Source organism: Noviluteimonas caseinilytica, assembly GCF_018406605.1.
Lineage (GTDB): Bacteria > Pseudomonadota > Gammaproteobacteria > Xanthomonadales > Xanthomonadaceae > Noviluteimonas > Noviluteimonas caseinilytica.
Genome location: NZ_AP024545.1, coordinates 90894 through 104376, shown reverse-complemented (window position 1 = coordinate 104376; position 13483 = coordinate 90894). Strand labels below are relative to the sequence as shown.

The window sequence follows — 13483 nt, the reverse complement described above, 5'->3', positions numbered from 1 at the left end:
TCCCGCCATGTCCCCGTCCGCCGTCCCGGCGGTGCGCGACCGTCTGCGCATTGCCATCCAGAAATCCGGTCGCCTCGGCGAGCCTGCGCGCGCGCTGCTCGCGTCCTGCGGACTGGCGTGGCGCGAAAGCCGCGACCGCCTGTTCTGCTACGGCGAAACGTTGCCCATCGACTTGCTGCTCGTGCGCGACGACGACATCCCCGGCCTCATCGCCGACGGCACGTGCGACCTCGGCATCGTCGGCCGCAACGTCCTGCTGGAACAGGCCGGCGAGCGCGCACGCACGGGCGCCGCCGCGACGTATCGCGAATGGCGTGCGCTCGGATTCGGCGGATGTCGCCTCGCGATCGCGGTGCCGGACGAGTGGCGCTGGGACGCCGCGGGCGATTTGGCAGGCAAGCGCATCGCCACGAGCTACCCCGCGTTGCTGTCGCAGTGGCTGGCCGCGCAGGGCATCGACGCGGAGGTCGTGACGTTGTCGGGTTCCGTGGAAATCGCGCCGCGCCTGGGCAAGGCCGACGCGATCTGCGACCTGGTGTCCAGCGGCGCCACGCTCGCCGCCAACCACCTCAAGGCGACCGAAACGCTGTTGCAGAGCGAAGCGGTGCTCGCCGGACCGATCGCGCCCTTCGGCGACGTGCGCGCGGAACTCGCCGCGTTGTTGCTGCGGCGCCTGGACGCGGTGCTCGGCCTGAAGGACAGCAAGCTGCTGATGTTCCAGGCCGATTCCATCGACGTGCCGGCGCTGATGCAGTTGTTGCCCGACGCCGAACGCCCGACGGTCCTGCGCGTGGACGGCAGCGATCGCGTCGCGTTGCAGGCGCTGTGCCGCGGCGCGATGACATGGCAACGCCTGGAAGACCTCAAGCGCGCAGGCGCCGACGCGTTGCTGGTGCTGCCGGTCGAGAGGATGCTGGCGTGAGCGGGGCAGGGTGGCAGCGCATCGACTGGAACACGCTGGATGCGCGCGCGCGTGCGGACGTGCTGCGCAGGCCCGCGCAGTCGGCTTGCGTTGAAGTGCACGCGTCGGTGGAGCGCATCCTCGCCGATGTTCGCGCCCGGGGCGACGCGGCGCTGCGCGCGCTGACGTTGCAGTTCGACGACGTGACGATCGACGACTTCGCCGTGGGCGAGGCCGAATTCGCGCGTGCGATGGGCGATGTCGACGCGGACGTGCAAGCGGCCATCGACGATGCCGCGCGTCGCATCGAAACCTTCCACCGCGCCGGCATGGCAGCGCCTTACGCCGTCGACACCGCACCGGGCGTGCGCTGCGAACGCGTGTTGCGTCCGATCGGGCGCGTCGGCTTGTACGCCCCCGCGGGGAGTGCACCCCTGCCTTCGACGGTGCTGATGCTCGGCATTCCCGCGCAGCTCGCCGGTTGCACCGACACGATCCTGTGCACGCCACCGGGCAAGGACGGCGCGGTCGACCCCGTGCTGCTGGTCGCCGCGCAACGCTGCGGCATCGCGCGCGTGTTCAAGGTCGGGGGCGCGCAGGCGATCGCGGCGATGGCCTTCGGCACCGAATCGATTCCGCGCTGCGACAAGGTGTTCGGGCCAGGTAACGCGTATGTCACCGAAGCCAAGCGCATCGTGTCGATGCAGGGCGATGGTCCGGCGATCGACATGCCCGCCGGTCCATCGGAAGTGCTGGTCATCGCCGACGGCGGCGCCGATCCGCGCTTCGTGGCCGCCGACCTGTTGTCGCAGGCCGAACACGGCCGCGATTCGCAGGTGCTGCTGGTGAGCGACGACGGGGCCCTGATCGAGGCGGTCGAAGCGGCGCTGCAGGCGCAACTGGCCACCTTGCCGCGACGTGCGATCGCGCGCGCGGCGTTGGCGCAGTCGCGCGCCATCCAGGTGCAGGCGCTCGCCGATGCCTTCGACGTCAGCAACGCCTATGCCCCCGAACACCTCATCCTCGCGGTGCGCACGCCGCGCGCCTGGTTACCGCGCGTGCGGGCCGCGGGCTCGGTCTTCCTCGGCGACTTCTCGCCCGAGGCGATCGGCGATTACTGCAGCGGCACCAACCACGTGCTGCCCACGGGCGGTGCCGCGCGTGCGATCAGCGGGTTGTCGGTCGCCAGTTTCCAGACCGCGATCACCGTGCAATGCGTCGATCCCGCGGGCCTGTCGGCCATCGGCGGCACCGCGATGATCCTCGCGCGCGCCGAAGGGCTCGAAGCGCATGCGCGTGCGGTCGGCGTGCGCCTGGAGGCGACCGCGTGAGCCGCGTCGAGCGCGACGACCCCGTGCTGCTGCTGCGTGAAGACCTGCGCGGCTTCGCGGGCTATCGCTCGGCGCGGATGGAAGCGTCGCAGGGACAGGTGTGGCTCAACGCGAACGAGGCCTGCACGCGCGCGGACGAAGACGACGACGATGCCTTGCGTCGTTACCCCGCGCCGCAGGCGGAAGCCCTGGTCGATGCGCTCGCGGCGCTGTATGCCTGCGCACCGTCGCAACTGCTCGTGGGCCGCGGCAGCGACGAGGCGATCGACTTGCTGGTGCGCGCCTTCTGCGTGCCGGGCCGCGACGCCGTGCTCGCCACGCCGCCCGTGTTCGGCATGTACGCGGTCTGCGCGCGCTTGCAGGGCGCGCGCCTGGTTGACGTGCCATTGCTTGAGGAGGCCGACGATTTCCGCGTCGACTTCGCAGCCGTGGGCGATGCGGCCATCGCGCAACGCGCCAAGCTCGTCTTCCTGTGCTCGCCCGGCAATCCCGCGGGTGGCCCCCTGCCGGCGGGCGAGGTGCTCGCGCTCGCGCAGCGCCTGGCGGGCCGCGCCATCGTCGTGGTCGACGAGGCCTACATCGAATACGCCGACCAGCTTTCGCTCACCGGCGAAGTGCAGGGCAGGCGCAACCTCGCGGTCCTGCGCACGCTGTCGAAAGCGCACGCGCTCGCAGGGGCGCGCATCGGCTGCGTGATCGGCGATCCGCAGCTGGTCGCGGCGTTGCGGCGGTGCCAGGCGCCGTATCCGGTGTCCGCGCCAAGTGCGGCGTGCGCATTGGCGGCGCTGCGTCCGAATGCACTGGCGGCCACCCGCGCGAGGATCGTCGCGACGCGCCATGCGCGCGATGCCTTGCGCAGCGCGTTGTCCACGGTCCCCGGCGTGCGTCGCGTGCATCCGTCGCAAGCGAACTTCCTGCTCGTGCGCTTCGACACGCCCGACGCCGCGGGCGCCGCCTTCCACCGCCTGCTCGATGCCGGCATCGTCGTGCGCGACATGCGCGCGCAACCGCGACTGGACGATGCGTTGCGCATCACCGTCGGCACCGGCGCGGACAACGCGCGCCTGCTCCTTGCGCTGCGCGGAGGCGCCGCATGACGCCGATCCTGTTCATCGACCGCGACGGCACGCTGATCGAGGAGCCCGCCGATTTCCAGGTGGACGCCTTCGAGAAGCTGCGGCTGGTCGCCGGTTGCATCCCCGCGCTCCTGCGCCTGCGCGAGGCCGGCTACGCGTTCGTCATGGTCACCAACCAGGACGGCCTGGGCACCGATGCGTTCCCGGAAGCGGCGTTCGCAGGTCCGCACGCATTGCTGCTGCAAGTCCTGGCGAGCCAGGGGATCGTGTTCCGCGATGTCCTGATCGATCGCAGTTTCCCCGCGGACAACGCACCGACGCGCAAGCCTGCCCTCGGGTTGGTCACGCCGCTGTTGCGCGATCGCTCGATCGACTGGGCGCGTTCGGCCGTCGTCGGGGATCGCGACACAGATGTGCAATTCGCGAAGAACCTCGGCGTGCGCGGCTTCCAGTTGCGGACCGCGCAATTCGGCGGCGATGCAACGTGGGCCGGCGTGGCCGATGCCCTGTTGGCGTCGGCGCGCACGGCCCGCGTCGAACGCCACACGCGCGAAACCCGCATCACCGTCGACGTGGACCTCGACGCGCCGCGCGACCCCATCGTCGCTACCGGCTTGGGCTTCTTCGACCACATGCTCGAGCAACTGGGGAAGCACGGTGGGTTCGGCCTGACGCTGCGGTGCGACGGCGACCTGCGTGTCGACGAACACCACACGGTGGAGGACACCGCGCTCGCCTTGGGCCAGGCCTTGCGCGAGGCGGTGGGCGACAAGCGCGGCCTCGCACGCTACGGGTTCATGCTGCCGATGGACGAGGCGCTGGCGATGGCCGCGCTGGATTGGTCGGGCCGCGCCGTGTTCGTGTTCGACGGCGCGTTCGCGCGCGAACGGGTGGGCGATCTTCCGACCGAGCTCGTCCCGCACTTCTTCCGTTCGTTGTGCGAAGGCGCGGGCCTCAACCTGCACCTGCAACTGCTGCGCGGCGAGAACGACCACCACAAGGTGGAAGCCTGCTTCAAGGTCGTCGGTCGCGCGTTACGGCAAGCGTTGCGTCGCGAAGGCGTGGCGTTGCCGACGACGAAGGGCGTGCTGTGAGCGGGGTCGTCGCACTGATCGATGCGGGCGGCGCGAACCTGGGGTCGGTGTCGTATGCCCTGGAGCGCCTGGGTGCGCAGGTGCGCATCGCGCGCGATGCCGATGCCCTGCGTGGCGCGGCGCGCGTGATCCTGCCCGGCGTGGGCGCGGCCGGACCGGCGATGCGCTTGCTGGCGCAGCGCGGGTTCGTGCCTGCATTGAACGCGATCGACGTGCCCTTGTTCGGCATCTGCCTCGGCATGCAGTTGTTGTTCGAGGCGTCCGATGAAAGCGGCGAGGCATGCCTGGGCCTGTTGCCCGGGCGCGTGCGCGCATTGCGTGGCGCGCCCGGCGTGCGCGTGCCGCACATGGGCTGGAATCGCGTGGACGCCCGCAGCGCCGATCCGTTGCTGGACGAGGCCGTGCCCGGCGCACAGGCCTACTTCGTGCATGGCTTCGCCGCGCCCGTGACGGAGGATTGCATCGCCACGGCCACGCATGGCGACACGTTCGCCGCGATGGTGCGGCGCGGGCACGTCTGCGGCGCGCAGTTCCATCCGGAGCGGTCCGCGACGTTCGGTGCGCAGGTGCTCCGCAATTTTCTTTCCCTCCGCGCGGGCTCTGCCATCGCCAAGGAGGTCGCATGAGTTTCACCTGCTATCCCGCGATCGACGTGCGTGGCGGGCGCGTCGTCCGCCTGCGCCAGGGCGACTACGCACGGGAAACCCGCTACGACGAGGATCCCTTCGCGCGCGCGATGGCCTTCGCCGATGCGGGCGCGCGCTGGTTGCACCTGGTCGACCTGGATGCCGCACGCATCGGCGGGTACACGTTGCTGCCGCTGCTCGCGCGCATCGTCGCCGACGGCCGCCTGCAGGTGCAGACCGGGGGCGGCGTGCGCACGCGGCAGGACGTGGCCCGCATGCGCGACGCCGGTGCGGCGCGCGTCGTGGTGGGATCGCTGGCGGTGGAGGAGCCGGCATGCGTGGGCGAATGGCTGGCGGAATTCGGCGCCGACGCGATCACGATTGCATTGGACGTGCGCCTCGACGACCAGGGGCGTTGGCGGCCGGCCGTGCGCGGCTGGACGGCCGACGCGGCGCAGGGCCTCGACGCGTGCGTCGACGATTTCATCGCGCGCGGCCTGCGCCATCTGCTGTGCACGGACATCGCCCGCGACGGCATGCTGTCCGGGCCCAACACGGCGCTCTATGCCGAATTGCGCGCGCGCGCCCCCGGGGTTGCGCTGCAGGCCTCCGGCGGTGTGCGCGACCTCGCCGACCTGCGCGCTGCACGCGCCGCCGGTTGCGCGGGCGCAGTGCTCGGACGCGCGTTGCTGGAAGGTCGCCTCGACCTGGCGCAGGCCCTCGCATGCTGAGCCGTCGCATCATCCCGTGCCTGGACGTGCGCGACGGGCGCGTCGTGAAAGGCGTGCGCTTCCGCGACCATGTCGACGTGGGCGACGTGGTCACCCTGGCCCGGCGCTACCGCGATGCGGGCGCGGACGAACTGGTGTTCTACGACATCGGCGCCAGCCCGCGCGGTCGCAGTGTCTGCCCTACGTGGGTCGAACGCGTGGCGCGCGAGCTCGACATCCCTTTTTGCGTGGCGGGCGGCGTGCGTGACGTGGCCACTGCACGCGGCCTGTTGCATGCCGGCGCGGACAAGATCTCGGTGAACACGCCGGCGCTCGAACGCCCCGCGCTGATCGGCGAACTGGCGGAAGCCTTCGGAACGCAATGCGTCGTCGTCGGAATCGACAGCACGCGCGAGGCCGACGGGCAGTGGCGCGTGCGCAGCCACGCGGGCGATCCTGCGGCGATGCGCGCCCCGGGCCGGCGCACGCTGGACTGGATCGTGGCAGCGCAGGCGCTCGGCGCGGGCGAGATCGTCCTCAACTGCATGGGCCACGACGGCACGCGCGATGGCTACGATCTGGCGCAATTGCGCGCGGCGCGGGCGGTGTGCGACGTCCCGATGATCGCGTCGGGGGGCGCGGGCAGCGATGCGCATTTCCTGGCCGCCTTCCGCGAGGCCGATGTCGATGGCGCGCTGGCGGCGAGCGTGTTCCATTCCGGCGCGATCGACATCGCCGTCCTCAAGCGCAGCCTGGAGGCGCAAGGCATCCCGGTGCGCGTCGCATGAGCACGATCGACTTCGACCGCCTGTCCGCGGACAAGCAGGGCGGCCTGGTCCCCGCGATCGTGCAGGACGCCGATACCCTGCGCGTGCTGATGCTCGGCTACATGGACCGCACCGCGCTGGCCACGACGCAGGCGACGGGGCAGGTCACCTTCTTCAGCCGCAGCCGCGGGACGCAATGGACGAAAGGCGAGACGTCCGGCCACACGCTGGCGCTGGTGTCGATCCAGGCCGATTGCGACAGCGACACGCTGCTGGTGCTCGCACGACCGCAGGGGCCCACCTGCCATCTCGGGCGCGCCAGTTGTTTCCCGTCGGCGCCTGCGGACACGATCGCGGCGCTCGATGCGCGCGTCGCCGCCCGCGAACGCGAACGCCCGGCGGACAGCTACACCACGCGCCTGTTCGAGGGCGGCGTGCGCGGCATCGCGCAGAAGGTGGGCGAGGAGGGCGTGGAGACGGCGCTCGCGGGCGTGGTCCAGGACGATGCGGCGTTGCTGGGCGAATCCGCGGACCTGGTCTTCCACTTGCTGGTGCTGCTGCGGGCGCGCGGACTGGGCTGGGCCGACGTCGCGCGAACGCTGGCGATGCGCGCGCGCTAGCGGCGGGGCTTCATAATCCGCGCATGACCCGATTCCGATTGCATGTTGCGTGCTTCGCCGTCCTTGCCATCCCCGGTTTCGCCGGCGCCGCCGAGCGCTGTACGGGCCGGGTCCAGGACGCCACCACCCACGCCGGCATCGCCGGCGTGCACGTCTCCGACGGGACGCAGGTCGTCGCGACCGACGCGTCCGGACGTTACGCGATGGCCCGCACGCCCGGCCGCGAGGTCTTCGTCATCAAGCCCGCGGAGTACGCGGTACCGATGCGCGCGAACGGGATGCCGGACTTCTGGCGCAGCGGCTGCGGCGACTTCGCGTTGCATCGCAAGGCGCCCGGCGGCGACACGCTGCACGCGGTGCTGTTCGGCGACCCGCAGCCGAAGACGATGACCGACGTCGACTATTACGCCCGCGACATCGTGGCGTCCGCCAGGCCGCGCGCGCAGGGCGCGACCTTCGGCCTCACGCTCGGCGACATCGTCGACAACAACACCGCGCTGTATCCAGCCGTGCAGGCCGCCACCGCGCAGCTCGGCGTGCCGTGGCTGCATGCGCCGGGCAACCACGACATCGATGCGAAGCCCGCGGACGACGTGCGCTCGCTGCAGGCGTTCCACCAGGCGTTCGGGCCGGATACGTTCGCGTGGGAAGAGGCGCAGGCGAATGTCGTGGTGCTCGACGATGTGATCGCATTGCCGGGGCAGTCGCCTGCGTACGTCGGCGGGCTGCGGGAGGAGCAGTTCGCGTTCCTGCAGGCGTGGCTCGCGACGGCGTCGCGCGATCGCTTGCTGATCGTCGCGGCGCACATCCCGTTCTTCCAGACCGACGATGCGCATGGCGCCGAAACCTTCCGGGCCGCGGACCGCGAACGCCTGTTCGGGCTGCTGCAGCCGTTCCCGCACGTGCTGCTGCTCAGCGCGCACACGCACGAGCAGCGCCAGTTCGTGCACACGGCCGCCGACGGCTGGCATGGCACGCAGCCGCTGCACGAATACAACGTGGGCGCGGCGTGCGGGGCGTACTGGTCTGGGGTGAAGGATGCGGCGGGGATTCCCGACGCGACGATGAGCGACGGCACGCCGAACGGCTTCGCGACGCTCGAGGTGAAACGCGGCGGTGACTACGCGCTGGCGTGGCATCCCGCGCGCGATCCGGCCGACAGCGCGATGGCGCTGCATGCGCCGAAGGTGCTGCGTCGCGGCGCGTATCCCGCGTGGGGCGTGTACGCGAACGTGTTCATGGGACAAAGCGACACGCGCGTGGAATTCCGTGTGGATGGTGGCGCGTGGAAGCCGATGGTGCGCGTGGCGCAGCCGGATCCGCGGCTCGTCGAAGAGAACGTGCGGGACGACCAGGCGACGTCGCTGCGCGGGTTCGACCGCTCGCCGGAGGCGACGCCGTCGACGCACCTGTGGCGCGGCGCGCTGCCGACGAAGCTGGACGCCGGCGAACATCGCGTGGAAGTGCGCGCGTTCGATCCGTGGCGGGGCGAGGTGACGGCGACGACGTCCTACCGCCTGGACGACGTCGCGAACTAGGGCGTGATGTCCGCGAAGGAGTCCACGCGCTGGTGCCCATTCGTCGCGTCGCCGGTGCGCGGCGTGTCGTAATCCTCGCGGCGATCGACCAGCACCGTGCGCAGGCCCGCGTCGCGAGCGGCGTCGAGTTCTTCGACCACGTCCGACAGGAACACGATGTCGCCGGGCGCGCGCTGCACCTCCGCCGCGATCCGCCGGTAACTCTCCGCATCGCGCTTGTGCCCGACGGCCGTGTCGAACCAGCCTTCAAACACCCCGGTCATGTCGCCCGCATCGGTATGCCCGAACAACAGCTTCTGCGCCGGCACCGACCCGGACGAATACACCGCGAGCGGAAACCCCGCTGCATGCCAGGCGCGCAACTGCTTCGCCGCATCCGGATACACCGGCGCGGTGAAGTCCGCATTCTCGTAACCCGCTTCCCACACCAGGCCTTGCAGCGCCTTGAGCGCGGTGTGCTTGCGGTCCTGGTCGATCCAGCCCTGCAGCATCTCCACGATCATGTCGTCGCTGCACACGCCGCCGTTCTCGGTGGCCACCTGGTCGAGCCAGCGGCGCACGTGGGGATCGCGGCCGTGTTGTCGCACGAAGCCCGGCAACGCGCGCCGCGCATACGGGAACAGCACGTCGCGCACGAAGGAAATGCTGCTGGTCGTGCCTTCGATGTCCGTCAGGATCAGCGGCTTCATGGCCTGGCTCATTCGCGCGCTTGCCCGGTTTCGTAGCGCGGGAACTTCTGCGCGATGTCCTTGCCGGTGAAATGCCCGACCCAGCCATCCGGCTCGGTGAAGAAGCGGATCGCCACGAAGCTCGGCTCCGGCCCCATGTCGAACCAGTGCGTCATGCCATCCGGCACCGCGACGAGGTCGCCGGATTCGCACAGCAGTTCGTAGACGCGCCCTTCGACGTGCAGCGTGAACAGGCCCGAGCCCGCCACGAAGAACCGCACTTCGTCTTCCTTGTGGAAGTGTTCCTCGAGGAACTTGGTGCGCATTTCCTCGCGCTTCGGGTTGTCCGGCGCGATGCTCACCACGTCGACGGTCTTGAAGCCGCGCTCGGCGACGAGGCGATCGATGTCGGCCTTGTACGCGGCGAAGATCTTCTCGTGCGGGTCGCCCGGCGCGATTGGCTGCGCGGCTTCCCATTGTTCGAAGCCCACGTGGATCGGCGCGAGTTCGCGCGCGATGTCGGCGTGCGTGCGCGCGACGACGACGGGCTGGTCGGGGTGGTCTTCCTCGAAGATGCGCAGGCGGCTCATCGTTGCAGCTTCCTCAGTTCCAGTTCGCAGCCCAGCAGGAATTCGAAGGCTTCCAGGTGGCGGCGCGCTTCGGGCATGTCGCGGCCCCAGGCGTACATGCCGTGGCCGTCGATCAGGTATCCCCACATCGGCTGGCGGTCGAGCAGGGCATCGACCTGCGCGGCCAGCGTGTGCATGTCCTGCGAGTTGGGCAGCACGGGCACGAGCACTTCGGTCTCGTGCGTTTCGTTGCCGCGGAAGGCCTTGAGCAATTCGTAGCCGTCCAGCTTGACCACGCCCTTGCCCGAATACAGGCGCGAAGCGATGGTCTGGTTCTGCGAATGCGTGTGCAGCACGCAGCCGATGTCGGGATAGCGCGCGTAGAGCTGCGTGTGCAGCAAGGTTTCCGCGGACGGGCGGTGGTCGCTGCCGACGGCCTTTCCGTCCCAGTCCACGACCATGATGTCGTTCTCGGTCAGCTTGCCCTTGTCGCGGCCGGACACGGTGATCGCCGCGTGGCGTTCGTCGAGGCGGCGCGAGAAGTTGCTGCTGGTGGCCGGCGTCCAGCCCGCGGCGGCGAGTTCGCGCACGTTGGTGATGATCTCGCCGGCCGCGTGGCGGAGGGCGTTCACGTCGTAGGGGGAAGCGCTCATGCGGCGCAGTTTACCCGGAGCGTGTTCAGGGCCTGCAAACGCGGGCCCAAAAGGAAACGGCGCGGAGGTCCGCGCCGTTTCGTGTCATCGACCGCGTGTCCGTTACGGACCCGGATCCGGACCCTCGTGCACCAGCGGGTCGGGGCCGAGCGGCGACGGGGCCGGATGCAGCAGCTGCTCGTTGCCCGGCGCCAGGTGGCTGCGCTGGCGCGCATAGCCGAAGTACACAACCAGGCCGATCGCTGCCCAGATCAGGAAGTACTTGATCGTCGGGTTCCAGCCCAGGCTGAAGAACAGCAGCACGCAGCCGCCCATGGCGAGCGGGCCGACGATCCAGATCAGCGGGGTGCGGAACGGGCGGTGGCGTTCCGGCTCCGTGCGACGCAGCACCATCACGCCGGCGGCGACCATGAAGAACGCGAACAGCGTGCCGGAGTTGGAGATGTCGGCGAGCATGCCCACCGGGAACATCGCCGCGAACAGCGACACCGCCACGCCGGTGATCCACGTCACCACGTGCGGCGTGTGGAAGCGCGGATGCACGCGCGAGAGCACTTCCGGCAGCAGGCCGTCGCGCGCCATCGTGAACAGGATGCGGGTCTGGCCGAAGATCATCATCAGCACGACCGACGGCAGCGCGATGATGGCCGCGATGGCGACCGCGTTGCCGATGTGCGGCCAGCCGATCGTGCGTAGCACGAACGCCAGCGGTTCCTTGCTCTGCGACAGCGGGCCGCCGGGCTGCGCGCCCATCGAGCCGACCGCGGTGTAGGCCACCAGCAGGTAGAACACGGTGCAGATCGCGAGCGAGCCGATGAGGCCGATCGGGATGTTGCGGTTCGGGTTCTTGGTTTCCTCGGCGGCGGTGGACACCGCGTCGAAGCCGACGTACGCGAAGAAGATCGACGCCGCGGCGCCCAGGACGCCCACGCCCGACAGCGGCGTGCCCCAGCCGTTCGGCAGCATCGGCACGAAGTTGGCGTGCTTGACGGCCGGGAAGGCGAGGATGACGAACGCGGTCAGCGCCACGATCTTCACGATCACGAGCATCGCGGTGAACTTCGCCGACTTGGACGTGCCCAGCACGAGCAGCCAGGTGATCAGCAGCGAGAGCAGGAAGGCGATGAGGTTGAACGAGCCGCGCGCGGTGGTGCCGTCGGCGAGCGTGATCGTGTCACCCGGGCCTGCGGTGAGCGCGATGGGCAATGCGTGCCCGATGCTCGCCAGGAAGCCGTTGGCGTACCCCGACCAGCCCACGGCGACCGCGCCCGCGGCGACCGCGTACTCCAGGATCAGCGCCCAGCCGACCATCCACGCGATGAGTTCGCCAAGGACGGCGTAGGAATAGGTGTAGGCGGAGCCCGAGACCGGCACCATCGCCGCGATCTCGGAGTAGATCAGGGCCGTCAGCGCGCAGACGAAGCCGGCGATGAGGAACGAATACATCATGCCGGGGCCGGCCTTGTTGGCGGCCACCGCGGTGAGGACGAAGATGCCGGTGCCGATGACCGCGCCGATGCCGAGCATCGTCAGGTCGAAGGCGTTGAGCTGTCGCGACAACGATCGCTTGGCGGCGGTCGCCAGGATCAGGTCTAGCGGTTTCCTGCGTTCGAAAAACATTGCAATCTCCCCGGAGGCGATGCGGTTGGGCCCAGCCGGTGGAGTGGGGCCACCCGCGAACCGGCTGACCTTACATTGGCGCGAGTCGGGCGCACAAGTTCCGCATGTCCGGCAAGCCGGATAATGCCCGTCCCCCTGTGAGGAACGTCCCAATGAATGGCCCAGGATCCGCCGCGACGGACTCGCGCGACGCGCACGACGCCCTCCTTTCCGACTACCGGTCGCGCTGGCCGGCCGAGGCCGCGACGGTGGATCGGTTCTCCGCGCTGCTCTCCGACGCCGAGGATCCCTTCCGCCGCGAACGCCTGGCGGGGCACTTCACCGCGTCGGCCTGGCTGGTCGACGCCACGGGCACGCGGGTGCTGCTGACGCACCACCGCAAGCTGGATCGCTGGCTGCAGCTGGGGGGCCACGCGGACGGCGTGCGCGACTTCGCGCGCGTGGCGCTGACCGAAGCCGAAGAGGAGTCGGGGCTCGCCGACCTGTCGGTCGAACCGGACATCTTCGACCTCGATGCGCACGACATCCCCGAACACAAGGGCGTGCCGGCGCACGTGCATTACGACGTGCGCTTCGTCGTGCGCGCGGGGGGAAGCGAAGCCTTCGTCGTCAGCGACGAATCGCATGCGCTCGCGTGGCGCGAGATCGATGCGCTGGTGGACGACGCCGACGCCGATCCGTCGTTGCGACGGATGGCGTCGAAGTGGTTGGACGCCCGCCTGCGCGGGCGTGACGAACGTTAGTCGGCGCGGCCGCCGAACTCGCCGGTGGTGGTGTTGACCCACACCTTCTCGCCGTTGCCGATGTACTCCGGGACCATGATCTCCAGGCCCGTCGACAGCTTCGCCGGCTTCGGGCGCTTGGTCGCGGTGCCGCCCTTGAGTTCGGGCGGGGTTTCGATGACTTCCATCGCCACGCTCTGCGGCAGCTGGATGGCCACCGGTGCGTCGTCGATCAGCTGCACGTAAATGCCCGTGAGGTCGTCGACGATGTAGCCGGCGGCATCGCCGATCGCATCGGCGTCGAGCGTGTAGGGCGTGTAGTCCTCGTCGTCGAGGAACACGAACGCATCGCCGTCCTTGTACGAATACGTGGCCTGGCGGCGGCTCATGTCGACTTCGCGCAGGTCGTCGTCGCCGTCGAAGCTGGCATCGAGCTTGATCGCGCCCGGGATGCTGTACATGGTGAAGCGATAGCGCACGTTGCCGCCGCGGCCCTGCGGGGAGCTGCGTTCGATGTCGCGCACCTGGTAGGTGCCGCCGTTGTGTTCGACGACGTTGCCTTTCTTGATGTCGTAAGCCTTCATGGGA

Annotated in this window: 15 protein-coding genes; 10 read left to right on the top strand and 5 right to left on the bottom strand. The window is 69.9% G+C overall.

Annotated features, from left to right (window positions below; all coding sequences use genetic code 11):
- Positions 1–7: 7 nt before the first annotated feature.
- Genes hisG through LYSCAS_RS00510 form a run of 9 tightly spaced genes read left to right on the top strand, consistent with a single transcriptional unit; the run spans position 8 to position 8663 of the window.
- Complete coding sequence (gene hisG / locus LYSCAS_RS00550; RefSeq protein ID WP_213435118.1) at positions 8–922, top strand: ATP phosphoribosyltransferase; 915 nt, start codon at positions 8–10, stop codon at positions 920–922.
- Positions 919–2232: a histidinol dehydrogenase gene (hisD, locus tag LYSCAS_RS00545; RefSeq protein WP_244858612.1), complete on the top strand. Its 1314-nt coding sequence runs from the start codon at positions 919–921 to the stop codon at positions 2230–2232. Before hisG ends, hisD begins: the two co-directional genes overlap by 4 nt.
- Complete coding sequence (gene hisC / locus LYSCAS_RS00540; protein WP_244858609.1) at positions 2229–3329, top strand: histidinol-phosphate transaminase; 1101 nt, start codon at positions 2229–2231, stop codon at positions 3327–3329. Before hisD ends, hisC begins: the two co-directional genes overlap by 4 nt.
- Positions 3326–4402, top strand: coding sequence for a bifunctional histidinol-phosphatase/imidazoleglycerol-phosphate dehydratase HisB (hisB, locus tag LYSCAS_RS00535; RefSeq protein ID WP_213435115.1), 1077 nt, complete (start codon positions 3326–3328; stop codon positions 4400–4402). Before hisC ends, hisB begins: the two co-directional genes overlap by 4 nt.
- Complete coding sequence (hisH, locus tag LYSCAS_RS00530; protein ID WP_213435114.1) at positions 4399–5028, top strand: imidazole glycerol phosphate synthase subunit HisH; 630 nt, start codon at positions 4399–4401, stop codon at positions 5026–5028. The genes hisB and hisH overlap by 4 nt, the downstream gene beginning before the upstream one ends.
- Positions 5025–5759, top strand: a complete 735-nt coding sequence (locus tag LYSCAS_RS00525) for a 1-(5-phosphoribosyl)-5-[(5-phosphoribosylamino)methylideneamino]imidazole-4-carboxamide isomerase (RefSeq protein WP_213435113.1) — start codon at positions 5025–5027, stop codon at positions 5757–5759. Before hisH ends, LYSCAS_RS00525 begins: the two co-directional genes overlap by 4 nt.
- Positions 5753–6526, top strand: a complete 774-nt coding sequence (gene hisF / locus LYSCAS_RS00520; protein ID WP_213435112.1) for an imidazole glycerol phosphate synthase subunit HisF — start codon at positions 5753–5755, stop codon at positions 6524–6526. Before LYSCAS_RS00525 ends, hisF begins: the two co-directional genes overlap by 7 nt.
- Complete coding sequence (hisIE, locus tag LYSCAS_RS00515) at positions 6523–7125, top strand: bifunctional phosphoribosyl-AMP cyclohydrolase/phosphoribosyl-ATP diphosphatase HisIE (protein WP_213435111.1); 603 nt, start codon at positions 6523–6525, stop codon at positions 7123–7125. The genes hisF and hisIE overlap by 4 nt, the downstream gene beginning before the upstream one ends.
- A gap of 23 nt (positions 7126–7148) precedes the next feature.
- Complete coding sequence (locus LYSCAS_RS00510; protein WP_213435110.1) at positions 7149–8663, top strand: calcineurin-like phosphoesterase C-terminal domain-containing protein; 1515 nt, start codon at positions 7149–7151, stop codon at positions 8661–8663.
- On the opposite strand, the gene mtnC is transcribed toward LYSCAS_RS00510, so the two are convergent.
- From mtnC to LYSCAS_RS00490, 4 genes are all read right to left on the bottom strand, one after another.
- Positions 8660–9352: an acireductone synthase gene (gene mtnC / locus LYSCAS_RS00505; protein WP_213435109.1), complete on the bottom strand. Its 693-nt coding sequence runs from the start codon at positions 9350–9352 to the stop codon at positions 8660–8662. The genes LYSCAS_RS00510 and mtnC overlap by 4 nt on opposite strands.
- An 8-nt stretch (positions 9353–9360) precedes the next feature.
- Entirely contained in the window at positions 9361–9921 is a 561-nt protein-coding gene (locus LYSCAS_RS00500) for a 1,2-dihydroxy-3-keto-5-methylthiopentene dioxygenase (protein ID WP_213435108.1), read from the bottom strand.
- Positions 9918–10553, bottom strand: coding sequence for a methylthioribulose 1-phosphate dehydratase (locus LYSCAS_RS00495; RefSeq protein WP_213435107.1), 636 nt, complete (start codon positions 10551–10553; stop codon positions 9918–9920). Before LYSCAS_RS00495 ends, LYSCAS_RS00500 begins: the two co-directional genes overlap by 4 nt.
- Before the next feature lie 102 nt (positions 10554–10655).
- The gene (locus LYSCAS_RS00490; protein ID WP_213435106.1) at positions 10656–12173 is read right to left on the bottom strand and encodes an amino acid permease; all 1518 of its coding nucleotides are present in this window, start codon (positions 12171–12173) and stop codon (positions 10656–10658) included.
- Between the two features lie 152 nt (positions 12174–12325).
- Between LYSCAS_RS00490 and LYSCAS_RS00485 the strand changes: the two genes are divergently transcribed.
- Complete coding sequence (locus LYSCAS_RS00485) at positions 12326–12916, top strand: NUDIX hydrolase (protein WP_213435105.1); 591 nt, start codon at positions 12326–12328, stop codon at positions 12914–12916.
- On the opposite strand, the gene yeiP is transcribed toward LYSCAS_RS00485, so the two are convergent.
- The gene (gene yeiP, locus LYSCAS_RS00480; RefSeq protein ID WP_213435104.1) at positions 12913–13479 is read right to left on the bottom strand and encodes an elongation factor P-like protein YeiP; all 567 of its coding nucleotides are present in this window, start codon (positions 13477–13479) and stop codon (positions 12913–12915) included. The genes LYSCAS_RS00485 and yeiP overlap by 4 nt on opposite strands.
- Between the last annotated feature and the right edge of the window lie 4 nt (positions 13480–13483).

Excerpts from the sequence above, each read along its gene's own strand:
- hisG (WP_213435118.1), top strand. The coding sequence starts at position 8 with ATGTCCCCGTCCGCCGTCCCGGCGGTGCGCGACCGTCTGCGCATTGCC.
- hisB (WP_213435115.1), top strand. The coding sequence starts at position 3,326 with ATGACGCCGATCCTGTTCATCGACCGCGACGGCACGCTGATCGAGGAG.
- LYSCAS_RS00525 (WP_213435113.1), top strand. The coding sequence starts at position 5,025 with ATGAGTTTCACCTGCTATCCCGCGATCGACGTGCGTGGCGGGCGCGTC.
- hisF (WP_213435112.1), top strand. The coding sequence starts at position 5,753 with ATGCTGAGCCGTCGCATCATCCCGTGCCTGGACGTGCGCGACGGGCGC.
- hisIE (WP_213435111.1), top strand. The coding sequence starts at position 6,523 with ATGAGCACGATCGACTTCGACCGCCTGTCCGCGGACAAGCAGGGCGGC.
- LYSCAS_RS00510 (WP_213435110.1), top strand. The coding sequence starts at position 7,149 with ATGACCCGATTCCGATTGCATGTTGCGTGCTTCGCCGTCCTTGCCATC.
- mtnC (WP_213435109.1), bottom strand. The coding sequence starts at position 9,352 with ATGAAGCCGCTGATCCTGACGGACATCGAAGGCACGACCAGCAGCATT.
- LYSCAS_RS00500 (WP_213435108.1), bottom strand. The coding sequence starts at position 9,921 with ATGAGCCGCCTGCGCATCTTCGAGGAAGACCACCCCGACCAGCCCGTC.
- LYSCAS_RS00495 (WP_213435107.1), bottom strand. The coding sequence starts at position 10,553 with ATGAGCGCTTCCCCCTACGACGTGAACGCCCTCCGCCACGCGGCCGGC.
- LYSCAS_RS00490 (WP_213435106.1), bottom strand. The coding sequence starts at position 12,173 with ATGTTTTTCGAACGCAGGAAACCGCTAGACCTGATCCTGGCGACCGCC.
- LYSCAS_RS00485 (WP_213435105.1), top strand. The coding sequence starts at position 12,326 with ATGAATGGCCCAGGATCCGCCGCGACGGACTCGCGCGACGCGCACGAC.
- yeiP (WP_213435104.1), bottom strand. The coding sequence starts at position 13,479 with ATGAAGGCTTACGACATCAAGAAAGGCAACGTCGTCGAACACAACGGC.